Below are 16056 nucleotides of genomic sequence, written 5' to 3'. Positions count from 1 at the left end.
CTCACTCGTCGTCCTCGTCGTCGGGGCGCTCGCCGCTGAGGATGAGGATGCGGCGGAGGTGCATCGCCGTCAGCACGCCCGGTCCCATCGAGCTGCGCACGTCGAACGTGCGGTCGTCGACCTTCTCCAGCAGGAGCCGGATCGCCCGCGCCGCCTCCGCACGGCGGCGGTGCGCCGCGCTCGAGGAGGGGTCGTCCTCCGCGATGACGTCGGCGACGGCGTGGCAGGCCGCCGACAACGGCTCGGGCAGTGCCGGGTCCAGGGACATGGCGGCCGGACGCTCCCAGATCGTGTCGGCCGTCGCGTCGGCGATGTCCCGGATGAGATGCGCGATGCGGTCGAGCGTGGAGAGCTGCTCGTGGATGTGGGCGGTGCCCGCATGCCGGCGTCGCGCCCGCGGGTTGTAGCGGACGCTCTCGTCGGCCTCGGCCAGGGCCGCACGGAGGTCGGCGGTGGTCTCGGCGAGCGCTGCGGCATCGTCCGCCCACTGCGCGGTCTCCGGGGGCCAGGACTCCGAGACCGCGGAGCCGATGTCGTGCAGGTGCCCCGCGAGCTGTCGCCGGAACTCCTCCACCCGCGCCTCGGCCGATCCGATGAGCGGCGCGGGGGCGAAGAGGAGGTTCACCACCAGACCGATCACGATCCCGACCCCCATCTGCGCCAGGTAGCCGAGGGAGTAGTCGTCCGCGTTCTGACCGCCGATGATGAGCACGAACAGTGCCGCCATCGGGACGTACTCCTTGCCGACGCCGAACCAGCCGGTGCCGGAGACGAGGACGCCGAGGCCGACAACGAGGGGGATCGTCCACCACGTCGGCCCGACCGTGAGCACGATCACCGCCGCCAGACCGATGCCGGTGGCCAGACCGAACAGGGTCTGCAGGCTCGACCGCATGGACCCCATGAGCGTGGGGTACATGCTCACGAGCGCGCCCAGGGGTGCGTAATACGGGTACTCGTCGGTGACCCCCGGCATGTGCGGCGCGATCGTCCACGCGAGCCCGACGGCGAGTGCTGTCTTGGCCACGAGGAGCAGACGAGCGGGGCGGACGGCCTCGCGGACGGTGCGGGCGAGGTACGAGCGGCGTTCGCGGACGCGCAGGCGCGAGAGATCGGGCGTCACGTCATCCTCTCCTCGCGGCGGTCGGGTGGTCCTGTCCGGCGAGGATAGGGCGGCGCGCGGCGTGCGGCCACCGGGTTGCCTCGGCTCCGGTCGCCGGGTAGGGGAGACACGGATGCCGCGACCGCGCAGGGTGCGCAGCCGCGGCATCCGCCGATTCCGGACTGTCCCTCAGGGCGTGGCTCGACGGAACGCGAGGAACGAGATGACGCTGAGGACGGCGACGACCACGAGCCCCCAGAGGGCGAGGCCCACGGCTCCGAGGTCGAGGATGCCGAGCCACACGTCGCCCCACAGCTCGAGCCGGGTCACGAGGAACACGACCCCGACGAGGAGGAGCGCCAGGGCGACGCCCACGATCGTGAGGACCATCGGACCCCAGCTCTTGTAGATCGTCGCACCGGTGAACCCGACCACGAAGAAGAACAGAGCGAGCGTGAAGTAGACGACGAAGGCTCCGAGCGGGCCGGCCTCCCACAGCCACGGCAGGTGGAACACCCACCCGTTCACGCCGTACCCGTTCGTGGCCAGCTCGATCGCGCCGCCGAGGAGGAAGAGGATCCCGAGCAGCGCGCTGCCGAGGATCGCGGTGAGGAGGGTCCCGACGAAGAACTCCCTTCGGGTGACGCTCATGGCCTGCGAGAACGGGAAGGTCAGCGTCATGGCCGACAGCCCGATCGCGAAGAAGTACCACAGCGGCGCCTGGCCGCCTCCGCCGTACTTGGGCTCGTCGCCCGGGATCATCGCGTAGATGAGCACCGAGATCACGACAGCCGAGCCGAGGATGATCAGCGGTACCCAGACGAAGGTCTGCCGGTTGATGAGCTGCAGCCGGATGACGTTGAGTGTGCGTCGCATCAGCGGACTCCTTCCGTTGCGGCCTCGGCCCTCGTGGCGGCGCGGGTCTCGGCCTTCTGGGTGAGGCGGACGATGAGCTGCTGCAGGGACACGGGGGCGAGGTCGAGGCCGGCGGCCCGCACCTCTGCGCGGTCGTCGGCGGTGAGCGCACCGAGCACGGTGACCGAGGCGACGCGGCCGAGCTCGTCGCGGTGCAGCACCTCGCGATCGCCGACCCAGGCGTCGACCTTGGCGGCGTCGCCGACGACGGTCACGGCGCGGTCGCGGACGGCATCCGTGTCCTCGTTGAGGAGGATCTGGCCGTTGTCGATCACGATGACCTTCTCGATGAGGTTCGCGACCTCGTCGATCAGGTGCGAGGAGAGGATGATCGTGCGCGGGTGCTCCGCGTAGTCCTCCACGAGGCGGTCGTAGAAGATCTGCCGGGCGACGGCGTCGAGCCCGAGGTAGGGCTCGTCGAAGAACGTGATCTCGGCGCGGGAGGCCAGGCCGATGATCACGCCGACCGCGGAGAGCTGCCCGCGGGAGAGCTTCTTGATGGTCTGCTTCATCGGCAGCTGGAACTCCGCGATGAGCTCGTCCGCGAGGCCCTGGTCCCAGTGCGGGAAGAACAGGCGCGCGGCGGCGAACGCGTGCCGCGGGGTCGCATCGTCCGGGTACTTCTGGCTCTCCCGGACGAAGCAGATCCGGCCGAGCACATGGGCGTTCTCGTACGGGTGCTCGCCGAACACCTTCACGGTGCCGGAGGATTCGAAGTTCTGGGCCGTGAGGATCGACATGAGTGTCGTCTTCCCGGCGCCGTTGCGGCCGAGGAGTCCGTAGATCGAGCCTCCCTCGAGGGCGAGCGACACGTTGTCGAGCGCCCGCTTCTCCTTGTAGCGCTTGGTGAGGTTCTGCACCTCGATGACGGCGGTCATGCGGGGTTCTTCCCTTCTGGGGTGGGGGCGGATGCGGCGCGCTGACGGAGCAGGTCCGCGAGGTCTTCCGCGCCGAGGCCCAGCGTGCGGGCCTCCGCGAGGAGCGGGTCGATGTAGCGGTCGGCGAAGGCCGCGCGGCGCTCGCCGAGGAGCAGGTCCCTGGCGCCTTCCGAGACGAACATGCCGATGCCTCGGCGCTTGTGGAGCACTCCCTTGTCGGTGAGCATGGCGACTCCCTTCGCGGCGGTGGCGGGGTTGATGCGGTAGAACGCGGCGAGCTCGTTCGTCGAAGGGGCCTGCGCCTCCTCGGCCAGCGAGCCGTCGAGGATGGAGTCCTCGATCTGCTCGGCGATCTGGAGGAAGAGCGGTTTGCCTTCTTCGATCACGAGTCCTCCGTGGTTGCTGGGTTACTTACTTGACTAAGTAACCACGGAACCGGGACGGTGTCAAGCAGCTGCTGCCTAAGCCCCGGGGGCGAGCTCACGGCGTCGCATCAGGGTCAGGGCCCCGGTGGCTCCCGCGATCAGGGCGAGCACGAGCCACCACAGGCCGCGCGCGTCCACGCCACTGCCGTCCACCACCGGGGTCACGCCGAAGGGCGAGAGGTTCATCGTCCAGTCCGGCAGTCCGAACAACGGGCCGAACAGCCCGAACAGGGTCGCCAGCAGGACGAGGCTCCACGCGACGGCCGTCGTCGCGCGGGGGAGCAGCACGAAGACGAGCGCGGTGAGCACGGCGAAGACCGCCGCCGCGAGCGCCTGCCCCGCTCCTGCCACGGCGACGATGCGGTACAGCGGATCAGCGCCGCCGTTCACCCGGATGCCGACCCACCCGGCGAGCACCGCGGCGGCGACCACGATCAGCACCGCGACCACGCCGACGATCACGTAGTCGGCGAGCCAGCGCACACGACCGACCGGGGTCGCCAGCACGGCCTCGGCAGTGCCGCGGGCCTCCTCCTGCCGCGCGCGCACCACGATCTGCACGGCGCAGCACGCGGCGAGGATCCCGAGAAGGGTGAAGAACACGGTGACCACGACCTCGTCGAGCCCGCCCGTCGCTCCGCCGATGGTGGTCAGGATGTCGGCCACGGCCGGGTTCTCGCCCGAGATCCGGTCGACCAGTCCGCTCAGGGTGGTGGCGAGGATGCCGGTGATCGCCCCGCCGGCCGCCCACCCCACGATGGCCCCGGACGTGAGCCGCCACACCAGCGCGTGCGGCGAGGCGAGCGCGGGCCGTGCCGAGACTCTGCCGGGGCGCTCCGCGACGAAGCTCGCATCGATGTCGCGCAGCGACTGCAGGGCGACGGATGCGCCGGCGAGCACGAGCCCGAAGGCGAGGCCGAGCAGCATCGGCCCGACCAGGTCGGCGTCGTAGGGGCGGCTCTGCTCCACCCACCCGAAGGGGGACAGCCACGCCGGCCACGCGCTGGTCATGCTCGTGAGATCGTCGCTCGGGGTGCCCGCCGCGTTGCCGATGCCGCGGATCAGGAACATCGCCACGAGTACCCAGATCGTCAGCGCGTTCGCGCCTCGAGAGGTGCGCAGAAGCTGCGCGGCGAGGAGGCCGACGCCGAGGAACGCGACGCCGCAGGATGCCGCTGCCGCCCCCGCCAGGACCGACCCCGCGAGCGGAAGACCGGTGGCGATCAGCGCGACCGCGGTGAGAACGGCCAGGGCGACGTTGGCGAGCGCCCCGTGCACGATCGTCGCGACCGTCGGAAGGCGGCGCCCGGCCGGGGTGGCCCAGACGAGCTCCGCCCGTCCCGCCTCCTCGTCGCCGCGCGTGTGCCGCACGGCGAGGAACGTGCTCATGAGGGCGGCGAGGAACGCCAGCCACGGCAGCACCTCGAAAGCCAGGAACGCCCCTTCGGACGTACCGGACGGCAGTCCGCGGAACATCAGGATCACCGGGTTCGCGAGCGCGGCCGCGAGGATGTTCTGCCGGTCGGCGACGGTGGAGTACGACTGGCTGACACCGGCGTATCCGGCGAAGGCCATCAGTGCCGTTCCGACGACCCACAGGGTGAGCTGCAGCCGATCGCGCCGCAGCCGCTGTCCCAGCAGCACGCCGAAGGCGGTCATCACGCACGATCCCTCAGCGAACCGCGCCCGCGACGGGTGGCGGGCTTCTCACGATTCCCGTCGTCGTCCTCGGCCGCTTCGAGGCCGGCGAGGTCGTCGCCGTAGTGACGCAGGAACAGCTCCTCGAGCGAGGGCGGGGCGACGCGCAGGTCGCTGATGCCGAGGGTGGCGAGTGCGGGGAGCACCGACGCCGTGCGATCGCTGTCGACGGAGAGGCGGAAGCGGTCGCCGTGCTGCTCGGGGTCGTGCACGTCCGGGATGCGGCCGACCTGTTCGAGGGTCGCTCCGGCGGAGGTGAACGACACGTCGCTGCGGGTGAGATGACGCAGCTCCGACAGGGTCCCCGTCTCCACGACGCGGCCGGCGCGGATGATCGACACCCGATCGCAGAGCTGCTCGACCTCGCTCATGATGTGGCTCGACAGCAGCACGGTCGCGCCCTTCGCGTGGGCGCGGGCGACCTCACGCTGGAAGATGACCGCCATCAGGGGATCGAGTCCGCTGGTCGGCTCGTCGAGGATGTAGAGGTCGGCGGGCACGGCGAACGCCGCGATCAGAGCGATCTTCTGCCTGTTGCCCTTCGAGTAGGCGCGGCCCTTCTTGCGCGGGTCGAACTGGAATGCGTCCATCAGGCGCTTCTTCTCGTGCTGGTACGCGGCGTCTTTCGTGCGCGCGCCGCGCAGCCGGGCGAGCAGGTCGACGGCCTCGCCCCCGGACAGGTTCGGCCAGACGCTGACGTCTCCGGGCACGGAGGCGATGCGCCGGTGCAGGTCGACGGCGCGATCCCAGGGGTCTTCGCCGAAGACCTCGACCGCACCCCCGGTGCGCCGTGCGAGGCCGAGGAGGATGCGGATGGTGGTCGACTTGCCGGCGCCGTTCGGACCGAGGAACCCGTGCACCTGGCCCTGCTCGACGGTGAGATCGAGGCCGTCGAGTGCGTGCACGCGGCCGTAGTGCTTCGCGAGGTCGCGGCTGGCGATGACGGTGGTCATGCGCGGGAGCGTACGCCCGATCCACGACGTTGTGAATCGGGCGAAATCGACACATGCGAGATCCTTACGTGCCCCGCGTACAGTGGGCTGGTGCCGGAGTTCCCCTACAGCCGCCTGCGTCGCTGGCCCGACGTCGAGGCGGACAACCTCCAGGCCCACGATGCGACCGACCTCCTGCTCGTGGAACGCGCACTCGCGCTCGACGTGCCGGGGTCCGAGACGGTCGTGATCGGCGACGAGTACGGCGCGATCACGCTGGCGCTCGCGGCTGCCGAGCGCTCCGGTGTCCGGGTGCACCAGGACCTCGCGACCGGACGCCGCGCACTCGCCCGCAACGCCGAGGAGCTCGGAATCAGCGGGTTCGCGCCGCACGAGCTCGACGCCGATCTGCTCGCCGGAGCGAGACTGGTGCTGCTGCAGCTCCCGAAGGCCCTCGCCGAACTGGAGGAGATCGCCGACGCCGTGGCCCGCTGGGCCGACCCGGAGGTGGTGCTCGTCGCGGGCGGCCGCGTGAAGCACATGTCCCTCGGTCAGAACGATGTCCTGGGGCGGAGCTTCGCGCACGTCCAGGCCCAGCGTGCGGAGCGGAAGTCGCGGCTGCTCATCGCCACCGAGCCCCTTCCCGTGCCCGAGTCCCCGCCGTTCCCGGTGTCGGCGCGGCACGGCGACCTCGTCCTCGTGGCCCACGGCGGCGCCTTCGCCGGACCCCATCTCGACATCGGCACCCGCACGCTGCTCGATGTGCTCGACCTCGACGGGAACGCCGGGCGCCGCGTCCTCGACCTCGGCTGCGGGACCGGCGCGCTCGCCGTCTCCTGGGCACTCGCCTCCCCGCGGGACCGGGTCGTCGCCACGGACCGCTCGGCCGCCGCCGTCGCCTCCGCCCGTGCCACCGCGTCGGCGAACGGGGTGGCCGATCGGGTCGAGGTCACCCACGACGACGCGGGGTCGGCGCTCGCCGCGGGGAGCTTCGACACGGTGCTCCTGAATCCGCCGTTCCACCTCGGCGCCAGCGTGCACACCGGCGCCGCGACCCGGCTGTTCGAGGCCGCCGCGCGCCTGCTCCGACCGGACGGGGAGCTGTACACCGTGTACAACTCGAGCCTCGGCTATCGGGCCGAGCTGACCCGGCTCATCGGCCCCACCGAGCAGCTCCGGCGCACCCCGAAATTCACCGTGACGCGCACCGTCCGACGCCCGTGAACACGGTGCGCCGAGATTGCTAGACGCTCGTACTATCCCCCGGTCAGCGGCGGAAACCCGGGCACGTCCACAGTGCAGGATTTGCCGCTGACCGGCCATTTCGTTACGTTGGTCTGCGGGCCTGACGGCCCATAGACCAGTCCGCGGTCACGTCCTTCCTTCGATGAGCTGTGCGGCGAAGAGGCGTGGGCGTACGGTCGATCCCCTCTGCGGCGGATCCGAAATCCGCCGCCTGTGCCGCCACAGCGAAGACGTCGAACGGCCTCGTGAGGATCACCCGGACGTGACCGAAGCAGGCTCAGCCACCCGAAGGCCGAGCCGCAGGGGAAACGTGTCCGAAACAGCACTCGAAGCGCGCCATCTGTACAAGGTGTTCGGGAGGAATCCGAGCGCCGCCGTCCGCCGACTGAAGGCCGGGGAGAGCCGTGCCGCCGTCGCCGACGCGGGTACCGCAGCCGTCATCGACGCCAGCTTCACCGTCAACCGCGGTGAGATCTTCGTCATCATGGGCCTGTCCGGATCGGGCAAGTCGACCATCATCCGCATGCTGAACGGCCTGCACGACATCACCGCCGGCACCGTCACCGTGGGGGGAGACCCCATCACGGGGATCCCGGCCGCGCGCCTCCGGGAGATCCGCCGCGACCGGATCTCGATGGTGTTCCAGCACTTCGCGCTGCTGCCGCACCGCACGGTCGCCGCGAACGTCGCCTACCCGCTCGAGCTCAAGGGCGTCGGCAAGGCCGAGCGCCAGGCCAAGGCCGAGGAGATCCTCGCTCTCGTCGGGCTCGAGGGTCAGGGCGACAAGCTGCCCTCCGAGCTCTCCGGCGGTATGCAGCAGCGCGTGGGCATCGCCCGCGCCCTCGCCGCCGACAGCGACATCCTGCTCATGGACGAGGCCTTCAGCGCGCTCGACCCGCTGATCCGCCGCGAGATGCAGGAGCAGCTCCTGGAGCTGCAGCAGAAGCTCCAGAAGACCATCGTCTTCATCACGCACGACCTCAACGAGGCCATGTTCCTCGGCGACCGCATCGCCGTCATGCGCGACGGCCGCATCGTGCAGATCGGCACGCCGGAGGACATCCTCATGGACCCGGCGAACGACTACGTCGAGCAGTTCGTGCAGGACGTGGACCGGGCCCGCGTGCTCACCGCCGCGAACGTGATGGAGCGCCCGCGCCCGGTCGTCGCCGAGTCGGCAGGCCCCCGCACGGCGCTCCGCCAGATGCGCGACGCCTACATGTCGGCGACCTACGTGGTCGGCAAGGACCGCCAGCTCGTCGGCGTCGTCACCGACCGTGACGCCGTGAAGCTCGTGCGGCAGGGCGCCACGCGCCTCGACTCGATCATCAAGCCGGTGCTGCAGAGCGTCCGCGAGGACGACGTCCTCATGAACCTGTTCGTCCCGGCCGTCGAGTCGCCGTTGCCCCTCGCGGTGACGGATGCCGACGGCCGCCTCGCGGGCGTGATCCCGCGCGTCACGCTGCTCGCGGCGCTCGGTCCCGGGCCCGGAGCGACCGAGGAGATCCTGCTGCCGATGACCCCCATGCCCCAGGCCGAGATCGACGCCGTGCTCGACGACGGATGGACGGCAGAGCCCGGCCCTTCGACGAGCTCAGGGACCCCGGGCGGGTTCGCCTCAGGGACCCCGGCGGAGGAGGTGCGCTGATGGACGGTTTCCGCATTCCTGTGGGCGACTGGGTCGCCGCCGGTGTCGACTGGATCACCGCCAACCTCGACGGACTGCTCGACGCGATCTCGTTCGTGGTGAGCTTCCTCGTCGACGGCCTCACCCGCCTGCTCCTCACGCCGCACTTCGCCGTGATCATCGTGATCGCGGCGCTGATCGCCTGGGTCGTGCGCTCGTGGCAGCTCGCCATCGGTACGATCCTGTCGTTCGGGCTCATCGTCGCCATGGACCTCTGGGTCCCGGCGATGCAGACGCTCGCCCTGGTGCTCGTCGCCGCCGTCGTGGCCGTGCTGATCGCGGTGCCGCTCGGCATCTGGTCGGCGCGCAATGCGACCGTGCGCGCGACGCTCAAGCCGGTGCTCGACTTCATGCAGACCATGCCGGCCTTCGTATACCTGATCCCGGCGATCGTGTTCTTCGGCATCGGTGTGGTGCCCGGACTCGTCGCCACCGTGATCTTCGCGCTGCCTCCCGGCGTGCGCCTGACCGAGCTGGGCATCCGCGGCGTCGACGCGGAGACCGTCGAGGCCGGCCACGCCTTCGGAGCGACGCCGGGGCAGATCCTCCGCGGGATCCAGCTTCCCCTCGCGATGCCGACCATCATGGCCGGCGTCAACCAGGTCATCATGCTCGCCCTGTCGATGGCGGTCATCGCCGGCATGGCCGGTGCCGACGGGCTCGGGAAGATGGTCGTCGAGGCGATCTCGACGATCAACATCCCCAAGGGCGTCGAGGCCGGACTGGGCGTCGTGCTCATCGCCGTGTTCCTCGACCGGGTGACCGCCGCTCTGGGCGCGCCCGGCGAGAACCGCTCCTCGCTCCTCGGCATGTTGAAGCGTCGCGGTTCGTCCCGGCCGTCCGCCCCCGTGGCGTCGGAGCCCGCAGCCTCCGCACCCGCCGAGGAGGCTTCGACCGAATCCGAGCTCGCCCGCGCCTGAGCGCCCCTGTCTCCGCCCCCGCCCCCTTTCGTCCGGTGCGGGACGGAAAAGGGGCGCCGGGGCGCGGATCCCGGCACGGTTTCGATCCCGGCACAGCTGTCCCGCGGCCTCGTCCGCACCTCCTGAATCACATACGGAACGCAAGAGAGAGAGTCACATGAAGAAGAAGATCCTGACCATCACCGCCCTCGGGGCTGCCGCAGCGTTCACCCTCGCCGGATGCAGCGGCGACGGCGCCGGCGGCACGAGCGGCGGCGGCGACGGTGCCGACGACAAGGGCACCATCACCCTCGGGTTCCTGCCCTCCTGGACCGACGGCCTCAGCACCGCCTACCTCCTGCAGGACCAGCTCGAGAAGATCGGCTACACGGTCGAGATGAAGACGCTCACCGAGGCCGGCCCGCTCTACACCGGGCTCGCGCAGGGCGATGTCGACATCTACCCGTCGGCGTGGCCGGAACTCACCCACGCCTCGTACATGGACAAGTACGGCGACGACATCGAAGACCTCGGCAAGTACTACGAGAACGCCAAGCTGACCCTCGCGGTGCCGGAGTACTCCGAGCTCACCTCGATCGAGGACCTCGCGGGCAAGGGCGCCGACTTCGACGGCAAGATCTACGGCATCGAGCCGGGTGCGGGCCTGACCGCCCAGACCCAGAAGATGATGCCCGAGTACGGCCTCGACGGCGAGTACGAGCTCGTCACCTCGTCGACCGCGGCGATGCTCACCGAGCTGAAGACCGCGACCGACAAGAAGGAGGACATCGTCGTCACGCTGTGGCGTCCGTTCTGGGCCAACGACGCCTTCCCCGTGAAGGACCTCGAAGACCCGAAGGGCGCCATGGGCAAGGCCGAGGGCCTGCACTTCCTGGGCACCGCGGGCTTCGCGGACGAGTTCCCCGAGGCGGCGGAGCTGATCGAGAAGATCAAGCTCGACGACGAGCAGTACGGCGCGCTCGAAGACCTCGTGGTCAACGAGTACGGCGAGGGCAAGGAAGCCGACGCCGTCGACGCGTGGCTCGAGGAGTACGGCGACCAGTTCGACTGGACCGTCACCAGCTGACACCTGACGCACGTCTCGAAGGAGGGTCTCCCGCAGCGGGAGGCCCTCCTTCGTCGTGGGTGACCCCACTTATATTCCGGTGCCGAAGGTGGAAGCATGGCGCGAAACCGGCGGGTCGACCGGCCCGCGGATGGGGGGACACGACCATGTGCACAGGACTGAGCTTCACGACCGCCGACCACTACTTCGGGAGGAATCTCGATCTGGAGTTCTCGTACAACGAGACCGTGACCGTCACACCGCGGAACTTCCCGTTCCCGTTCCATCGGCTGCCGTCGTTGCCGACGCACCACGCGATCATCGGGATCGCCACGATCGCCGACGGCTACCCGCTCTACTACGACGCGGTCAACGAGAAGGGGCTCGGCATGGCGGGGCTCAACTTCCCGGACAACGCGCACTATCCGGCGCCGGGGTCGGGGGACACCGAGGTCACGCCGTTCGAGTTCATCCCCTGGGTCCTCGGGCAGTTCGGAACGGTGGCCGAGGTGAAAGAGGCGCTGCGGTCGGTGAGTCTCGTCGACATCAACTTCAGCCCGGAGTTCCCGCTGTCGCCGCTGCACTGGATCATCGCCGACAAGAGCGCATCGATCACGGTCGAGAGCGTGCGCGGCGGCCTCAAGGTCTACGACAACCCGTGGGGCGTGCTCACGAACAACCCCACGTTCGACATCCAGAGCTTCCGGCTCAACGACTATCAGCACCTCTCGAAGCGGCAGCCGGAGAACACGTTCGCCGCGGACGTGCCGATGGACCTCTACAGCCGCGGCATGGGCGGGATCGGGCTGCCGGGCGACCTGTCGTCGTCGTCGCGGTTCGTGAAGGCGGTGTTCACGCGCATGAACTCGGTGTGCGGGACGACGGAGTCGGAGTCGATCAGCCAGTTCTTCCAGATCCTCGGCTCTGTCGCCCAGCAGCGCGGGTGCGTGCAGGTCGGCGACGAGGAGAAGTACGAGATCACCATCTACTCGTCGTGCGCCAACACCGCGACGGGCGTGTACTACTACACGACCTACGAGAACAGCCAGATCACCGGTGTGGACATGCACAAGGAGGATCTCGACGGTACGGACCTCGTCGCCTATCCGCTCGTGAAGGGGCAGCAGATCGCGATGCAGAACTGATCCCCACTCCGCGCAACCCCCTCATCGGGAGGGCGGCCGCGGCGTAGCCTGTGGCCGTGGACGGGTTCGCGGCGGTCGACTTCGGGTTCGCCCGCGAGGTCCTGCAGCGGGGCATCGCGGCGTTGTACCTCGTCGCGTTCGTCTCGACGCTCGACCAGTTCCGTCCGCTCCTCGGTGAGCACGGGCTCCTGCCCGCGCCCGTGCTGCTGGACTGGGTGGCGCAGAAGCGCGAGCGCCGGAAGCTGCTGCACCCCACGCTCTTCACCCGCGTCCGCTACACCGACCGGCGCCTGGTCGCGCTGTGCGGGGCGGGGATCGTCATCGCCGCCCTGCTCATCGCCGGGGTGCCGCAGCTCGGACCGCCGTGGGTGCCGCTGCTCGCCTTCCTCGCCCTGTGGTTCGGTTACATGTCGGTGGTGAGCATCGGGCAGACGTTCTACTCCTTCGGGTGGGAGATGCTGCTGCTGGAGGCGGGGTTCCTCGCGGCCTTCCTCGGATCGAACGACCAGCCGCCGCCGACCGTGGTGATCGTGCTGTTCTGGTGGCTGCTGTTCCGGCTGGAGTTCGGCGCCGGGATGATCAAGATCCGCGGCGGACGGGAGTGGCGCGACCTCACCGCGATGACCTTCCACCACGAGACTCAGCCGATGCCCGGGCCGCTGAGCCGCCAGGCGCATCTGCTGCCGCGGTGGTTCCACAAGCTCGAGGTCGTCGGGAACCACGTCGCGCAGCTCGTCGTGCCGTTCTTCCTCTTCGCCCCGCTGCTGTCGCTGTGGCTTCCCGGTCCGGTGCCGCAGATCGTCGGCGCCGTCGCCGGCGGCATCGTGATCGCGACGCAGCTGTGGCTCGTGCTCACCGGGAACTTCGCGTGGCTGAACTGGGCGACGATCGTGCTCGGGTTCTCCGCGATCGGCCTCCCCGGCATCGGGACTCCGGAGCGGACGCCGGAGACCTCGCTGCCGTGGACGGTGTCGGGCATGCCGCTGTGGTGGGTCGTGGTGGCCTCGGCGGTCGGGGTGCTGTTCGTCGTGCTGAGCGTGCCCGCCGTGCGCAACCTCTTCGCTCGACGGCAGCTCATGAACGCGAGCTTCCACCGCTGGCAGCTCGCCAACGCCTACGGAGCCTTCGGCACGGTCACGCGGGAGCGGATCGAGATCGTCGTTGAGGGGTCTGACGACGAGGAGGGTCGGCACTGGCGCGAGTACGAGTTCCGCGGGAAGCCGGGGGACGTGCGGCGGATCCCGCGGCAGTTCGCCCCGTATCACCTGCGGCTGGACTGGCTGATGTGGTTCCTGCCGCTCGGGCACTCGCTGGACGACTGGTTCTCGGTGTTCCTCGTGCGGCTCCTGGAGGCGGATGCCCCGACGCTGCGGATGCTGCGCGTGGACCCCTTCCACGGCGAGCGGCCGCGATGGGTGCGCGCCGTGTCCTACCGGTACCGCTTCACGACCCGCGCCGAGCACCGTGCCGACGGCGCCGTCTGGGTCCGGACCGGTCGCCGCGTGCTGCTCGGTCCGGTCGGCCTCCGCTGACTTCGAGTCGCCCACTTTGCGGCAAATCCAGGCGGGATGGAGCCAATCGGGCGATTCGAACGGCCGCCGAGCGCGGCGAAACGCCCCGGCCGGGGAGAGTCCCCGGTCGGAGCGTTCCGTCTCGCTGGGCGTCGATCAGCTGACCTTCTTCCGGTACGAGATGATCGCGAACACGTAGGCGACCACGAGGATCCCCACGCACCAGGCGAGAGCGACCCAGATGTCGGACCCGACCGGCTCCCCCGCGAACAACGCCTGGAGGGAGTCGACGATCGAGGTGACCGGCTGATTCTCCGCGAACCACTGCACCGGTGCCGGCATGGTGTCGGTCGGCACGAACGCCGAGCTGATGAACGGGAGGAAGATCAGCGGATACGAGAAGGCGCTCGCGCCGTCGACGGTCTTGGCGTTCAGGCCCGCGATGATCGCCAGCCACGTGAGTGCCAGCGTGAACAGCATCAGGATGCCGATCACTCCGAGCCAGGCCCAGACGCTCGCCCCGGTGCGGAAGCCCATGAGGAACCCGACCCCGAAGATGATCGCGAGGGTGATGGCGTTCGCCGTGAGGGACGTGAGCACGTGGGCCCACAGCACGCTCGACCGCGCGATCGGCATGGAGTGGAACCGCTCGAAGATGCCGCTCTGCATATCGGTGAACAGTCGGAACGCCGTGTAGGCGATGCCCGACGCGATCGCGATGAGCAGGATGCCCGGCAGCAGGTAGTTCACGTAGTTCTCGGCGCCGGTGCTCTGCTGGAGCGCGCCGCCGAAGACGTACACGAACAGGAGCATCAGGGCGATCGGGGTGACCGCGGTGGTGATGATCGTGTCGGGGCTGCGGAAGATGTGCCGCATCGAGCGGCCGGTGAGCGTCGCCGTGTCGGCGGCGAAGTGCGTGGTCATGCTGCATCTCCTCTCTGGACCTGGGTCCCTGAGCCCGTCGAAGGGGATGAGGGGCCGATGAGGGTGAGGAAGATCTCCTCGAGGGTGGGCTGCTTCTCGACGTACTCGACCTTCGCGGCCGGAAGCAGCCGCTTGAGCCCGGCGAGGGTGTCGTTCGCGATGATGCGGCCCTCGTGCAGGATCGCGATGCGGTCGGCCAGCTGCTCCGCCTCGTCGAGATACTGCGTGGTGAGCAGCACGGTCGTGCCGCCGCCCGCGAGCTCCTTCACGACGTCCCAAACCTCGATGCGCGACTCGGGGTCGAGGCCCGTGGTCGGCTCGTCCAGGTAGATGACCTCGGGGTCGCCGACCAGGCTCATCGCGATGTCGAGCCGGCGCCGCATCCCTCCGGAGTACGTGCCGACCTTGCGGCCCCCGGCCTCGGTGAGCCGGAAGCGCGCGAGAAGCCGATCGGCCACGGCGCCGGCGTCGGGGAGATGCCGCAGCTTCGCGACCAGCACCAGGTTCTCGCGTCCGGTGAGGATCTCGTCGACCGCGGCGAACTGTCCGGTGAGGCTGATGCGCTCGCGCACTCCGACCGGGTTCGCCGCGACGTCGATGCCCTGCACCGTCGCCGTGCCCGCGTCGGACTTCAGCAGCGTGGAGAGGATGCGCACCATGGTGGTCTTGCCCGCGCCGTTCGACCCGAGGAGGGCGAAGATCGATCCCCGCTCCACCTCGAAGTCGACGCCGCGCAGCACGTGCAGATCCTTGTACGACTTCTCGATGCCGTGCACCGAGAGGGCTGGCGTCGTCATGATTCCTCCTTCTTCTTCGCGTCGTCGAACGCCTTGATGAGGCGGGCGCGCTCCTTGTCGATCCACTGCGTCCCGCCGTAGGCACGGGCGTACTCCTCGGCGTACTCGACGGGGTCGTCGCCCACGATCGCGCTGACCGGCGTGCCGTCGAGGGCGGCGCGTTCCCAGAGGTCGGCGAGGTCGAGGAACATCGTCACGATGGTGTCGCCGTCGGTGATGCCGCCGTAGTACAGGTAGTACCGGTACTGGGCGTTGGCGACCGTGCGGTACGGCTCCGGCAGAGCCTCGATCCGCGCCTTCGCCTGCTTGTACTGCTTCTTCTGCTCGAGCGATCCGGTGAGCGCTTCGATCCACTTGGCGGCCATGTCAGTTCTCCTTGTTCGTGGTGTTCGTGGTGTGCAGTCGTTCGATGTGCGTGCGGAGGAAGTCCCAGGTCGTCCAGAACTCCTCCAGCTCCTGGCGGCCCTGCGGGTTGAGGGTGTACACCTTGCGGGGCGGGCCCTTCTCGCTCGGCACCTTCTCGACGTCGACGAGCTTCTTCTGCTCGATCCTGACCAGCAGGGCGTAGACGGTGCCCTCGGCGGTGTCGGTGAAGCCGTGCTCGCGCAGCCGGGTGGTGATCTCGTATCCGTAGGCCGGCTGCTCGGCGAGGAGGGCCAGCACGATGCCCTCCAGGGTGCCCTTGAGCATCTCGGTCATCTGCTTGCCCATCGTCCCCTCCTCTCGTTCTCGGTTAGGTACTCAGTGTTGCTGGGTACCGGTACAAAGTAACACTGAGTACCGGTACTTAGCAACACCGAATACTGAACTTCCTCATCCCTCTTTTCGCCGA

The 16056-nt window shown here is 69.4% G+C and carries 16 protein-coding genes; 6 read left to right on the top strand and 10 right to left on the bottom strand.

Translation table 11 applies throughout. The features are described 5' to 3' along the window. Position 1: 1 nt before the first annotated feature. The 6 genes from ACIQID_RS10000 to ACIQID_RS09975 form a co-directional block, all read right to left on the bottom strand. Positions 2–1123, bottom strand: a complete 1122-nt coding sequence (locus ACIQID_RS10000; protein ID WP_400284422.1) for an aromatic acid exporter family protein — start codon at positions 1121–1123, stop codon at positions 2–4. 168 nt (positions 1124–1291) lie between these two features. Then, entirely contained in the window at positions 1292–1978 is a 687-nt protein-coding gene (locus tag ACIQID_RS09995) for a hypothetical protein (protein WP_312674265.1), read from the bottom strand. Next, positions 1978–2895, bottom strand: a complete 918-nt coding sequence (locus tag ACIQID_RS09990) for an ABC transporter ATP-binding protein (protein WP_312674264.1) — start codon at positions 2893–2895, stop codon at positions 1978–1980. Before ACIQID_RS09990 ends, ACIQID_RS09995 begins: the two co-directional genes overlap by 1 nt. After that, a complete protein-coding gene (locus tag ACIQID_RS09985) occupies positions 2892–3281 on the bottom strand; it encodes a GntR family transcriptional regulator (protein ID WP_060923259.1) in 390 nt (129 codons plus the stop codon). The genes ACIQID_RS09990 and ACIQID_RS09985 overlap by 4 nt, the downstream gene beginning before the upstream one ends. Before the next feature lie 75 nt (positions 3282–3356). Next, positions 3357–4979 (bottom strand): ABC transporter permease, encoded by a 1623-nt coding sequence (locus ACIQID_RS09980; protein ID WP_400284417.1) that lies wholly within the window; start codon positions 4977–4979, stop codon positions 3357–3359. After that, entirely contained in the window at positions 4979–5971 is a 993-nt protein-coding gene (locus tag ACIQID_RS09975; RefSeq protein ID WP_312674259.1) for an ABC transporter ATP-binding protein, read from the bottom strand. The genes ACIQID_RS09980 and ACIQID_RS09975 overlap by 1 nt, the downstream gene beginning before the upstream one ends. Positions 5972–6061: 90 nt before the next feature. Between ACIQID_RS09975 and ACIQID_RS09970 the strand changes: the two genes are divergently transcribed. The 6 genes from ACIQID_RS09970 (at position 6062) to ACIQID_RS09945 (ending at position 13524) form a co-directional block, all read left to right on the top strand. Next, the gene (locus tag ACIQID_RS09970) at positions 6062–7174 is read left to right on the top strand and encodes a class I SAM-dependent methyltransferase (RefSeq protein WP_400284413.1); all 1113 of its coding nucleotides are present in this window, start codon (positions 6062–6064) and stop codon (positions 7172–7174) included. A gap of 331 nt (positions 7175–7505) precedes the next feature. Further along, positions 7506–8843: a glycine betaine/L-proline ABC transporter ATP-binding protein gene (locus ACIQID_RS09965; RefSeq protein ID WP_400284410.1), complete on the top strand. Its 1338-nt coding sequence runs from the start codon at positions 7506–7508 to the stop codon at positions 8841–8843. Beyond that, entirely contained in the window at positions 8843–9802 is a 960-nt protein-coding gene (locus ACIQID_RS09960; protein ID WP_312674255.1) for a proline/glycine betaine ABC transporter permease, read from the top strand. Before ACIQID_RS09965 ends, ACIQID_RS09960 begins: the two co-directional genes overlap by 1 nt. A gap of 157 nt (positions 9803–9959) precedes the next feature. Beyond that, entirely contained in the window at positions 9960–10868 is a 909-nt protein-coding gene (locus ACIQID_RS09955) for a glycine betaine ABC transporter substrate-binding protein (RefSeq protein ID WP_312674254.1), read from the top strand. Between the two features lie 146 nt (positions 10869–11014). Next, on the top strand, positions 11015–11992 hold the full coding sequence (gene bsh, locus ACIQID_RS09950) for a choloylglycine hydrolase (protein WP_312674253.1): 978 nt from the start codon (positions 11015–11017) through the stop codon (positions 11990–11992). Between the two features lie 56 nt (positions 11993–12048). Next, positions 12049–13524, top strand: a complete 1476-nt coding sequence (locus ACIQID_RS09945) for a lipase maturation factor family protein (RefSeq protein WP_400284405.1) — start codon at positions 12049–12051, stop codon at positions 13522–13524. A 135-nt stretch (positions 13525–13659) separates the two neighbouring features. Here ACIQID_RS09945 and ACIQID_RS09940 read toward each other — a convergent pair whose 3' ends face one another. The 4 genes from ACIQID_RS09940 to ACIQID_RS09925 are packed head-to-tail and all read right to left on the bottom strand — an operon-like array spanning position 13660 to position 15935. Next, positions 13660–14427, bottom strand: a complete 768-nt coding sequence (locus ACIQID_RS09940) for an ABC transporter permease (RefSeq protein WP_400284402.1) — start codon at positions 14425–14427, stop codon at positions 13660–13662. Further along, entirely contained in the window at positions 14424–15224 is an 801-nt protein-coding gene (locus tag ACIQID_RS09935) for an ABC transporter ATP-binding protein (protein ID WP_400284399.1), read from the bottom strand. Before ACIQID_RS09935 ends, ACIQID_RS09940 begins: the two co-directional genes overlap by 4 nt. Then, positions 15221–15589 carry a DUF1048 domain-containing protein gene (locus ACIQID_RS09930; RefSeq protein ID WP_071327951.1) on the bottom strand — a complete coding sequence of 123 codons (369 nt, stop codon included), beginning with the start codon at positions 15587–15589 and terminating at the stop codon, positions 15221–15223. Before ACIQID_RS09930 ends, ACIQID_RS09935 begins: the two co-directional genes overlap by 4 nt. A gap of 1 nt (position 15590) precedes the next feature. Further along, on the bottom strand, positions 15591–15935 hold the full coding sequence (locus tag ACIQID_RS09925) for a PadR family transcriptional regulator (RefSeq protein ID WP_312674244.1): 345 nt from the start codon (positions 15933–15935) through the stop codon (positions 15591–15593). Positions 15936–16056: the final 121 nt, after the last annotated feature.

Source organism: Microbacterium sp. NPDC091676 (genome assembly GCF_044756645.1).
Classification (GTDB): domain Bacteria; phylum Actinomycetota; class Actinomycetes; order Actinomycetales; family Microbacteriaceae; genus Microbacterium; species Microbacterium paraoxydans_D.
The sequence above is the reverse complement of the archived record's forward strand: the minus strand, read 5'-3'. Positions and strand labels throughout refer to the sequence as shown.

What these genes read in the sequence shown, in the direction of transcription:
- ACIQID_RS09995 (WP_312674265.1), bottom strand. Translation starts at nt 1,978, where the DNA reads ATGCGACGCACACTCAACGTCATCCGGCTGCAGCTCATCAACCGGCAG.
- ACIQID_RS09990 (WP_312674264.1), bottom strand. Translation starts at nt 2,895, where the DNA reads ATGACCGCCGTCATCGAGGTGCAGAACCTCACCAAGCGCTACAAGGAG.
- ACIQID_RS09980 (WP_400284417.1), bottom strand. Translation starts at nt 4,979, where the DNA reads ATGACCGCCTTCGGCGTGCTGCTGGGACAGCGGCTGCGGCGCGATCGG.
- ACIQID_RS09975 (WP_312674259.1), bottom strand. Translation starts at nt 5,971, where the DNA reads ATGACCACCGTCATCGCCAGCCGCGACCTCGCGAAGCACTACGGCCGC.
- ACIQID_RS09960 (WP_312674255.1), top strand. Translation starts at nt 8,843, where the DNA reads ATGGACGGTTTCCGCATTCCTGTGGGCGACTGGGTCGCCGCCGGTGTC.
- ACIQID_RS09955 (WP_312674254.1), top strand. Translation starts at nt 9,960, where the DNA reads ATGAAGAAGAAGATCCTGACCATCACCGCCCTCGGGGCTGCCGCAGCG.
- bsh (WP_312674253.1), top strand. Translation starts at nt 11,015, where the DNA reads ATGTGCACAGGACTGAGCTTCACGACCGCCGACCACTACTTCGGGAGG.
- ACIQID_RS09940 (WP_400284402.1), bottom strand. Translation starts at nt 14,427, where the DNA reads ATGACCACGCACTTCGCCGCCGACACGGCGACGCTCACCGGCCGCTCG.
- ACIQID_RS09935 (WP_400284399.1), bottom strand. Translation starts at nt 15,224, where the DNA reads ATGACGACGCCAGCCCTCTCGGTGCACGGCATCGAGAAGTCGTACAAG.
- ACIQID_RS09930 (WP_071327951.1), bottom strand. Translation starts at nt 15,589, where the DNA reads ATGGCCGCCAAGTGGATCGAAGCGCTCACCGGATCGCTCGAGCAGAAG.
- ACIQID_RS09925 (WP_312674244.1), bottom strand. Translation starts at nt 15,935, where the DNA reads ATGGGCAAGCAGATGACCGAGATGCTCAAGGGCACCCTGGAGGGCATC.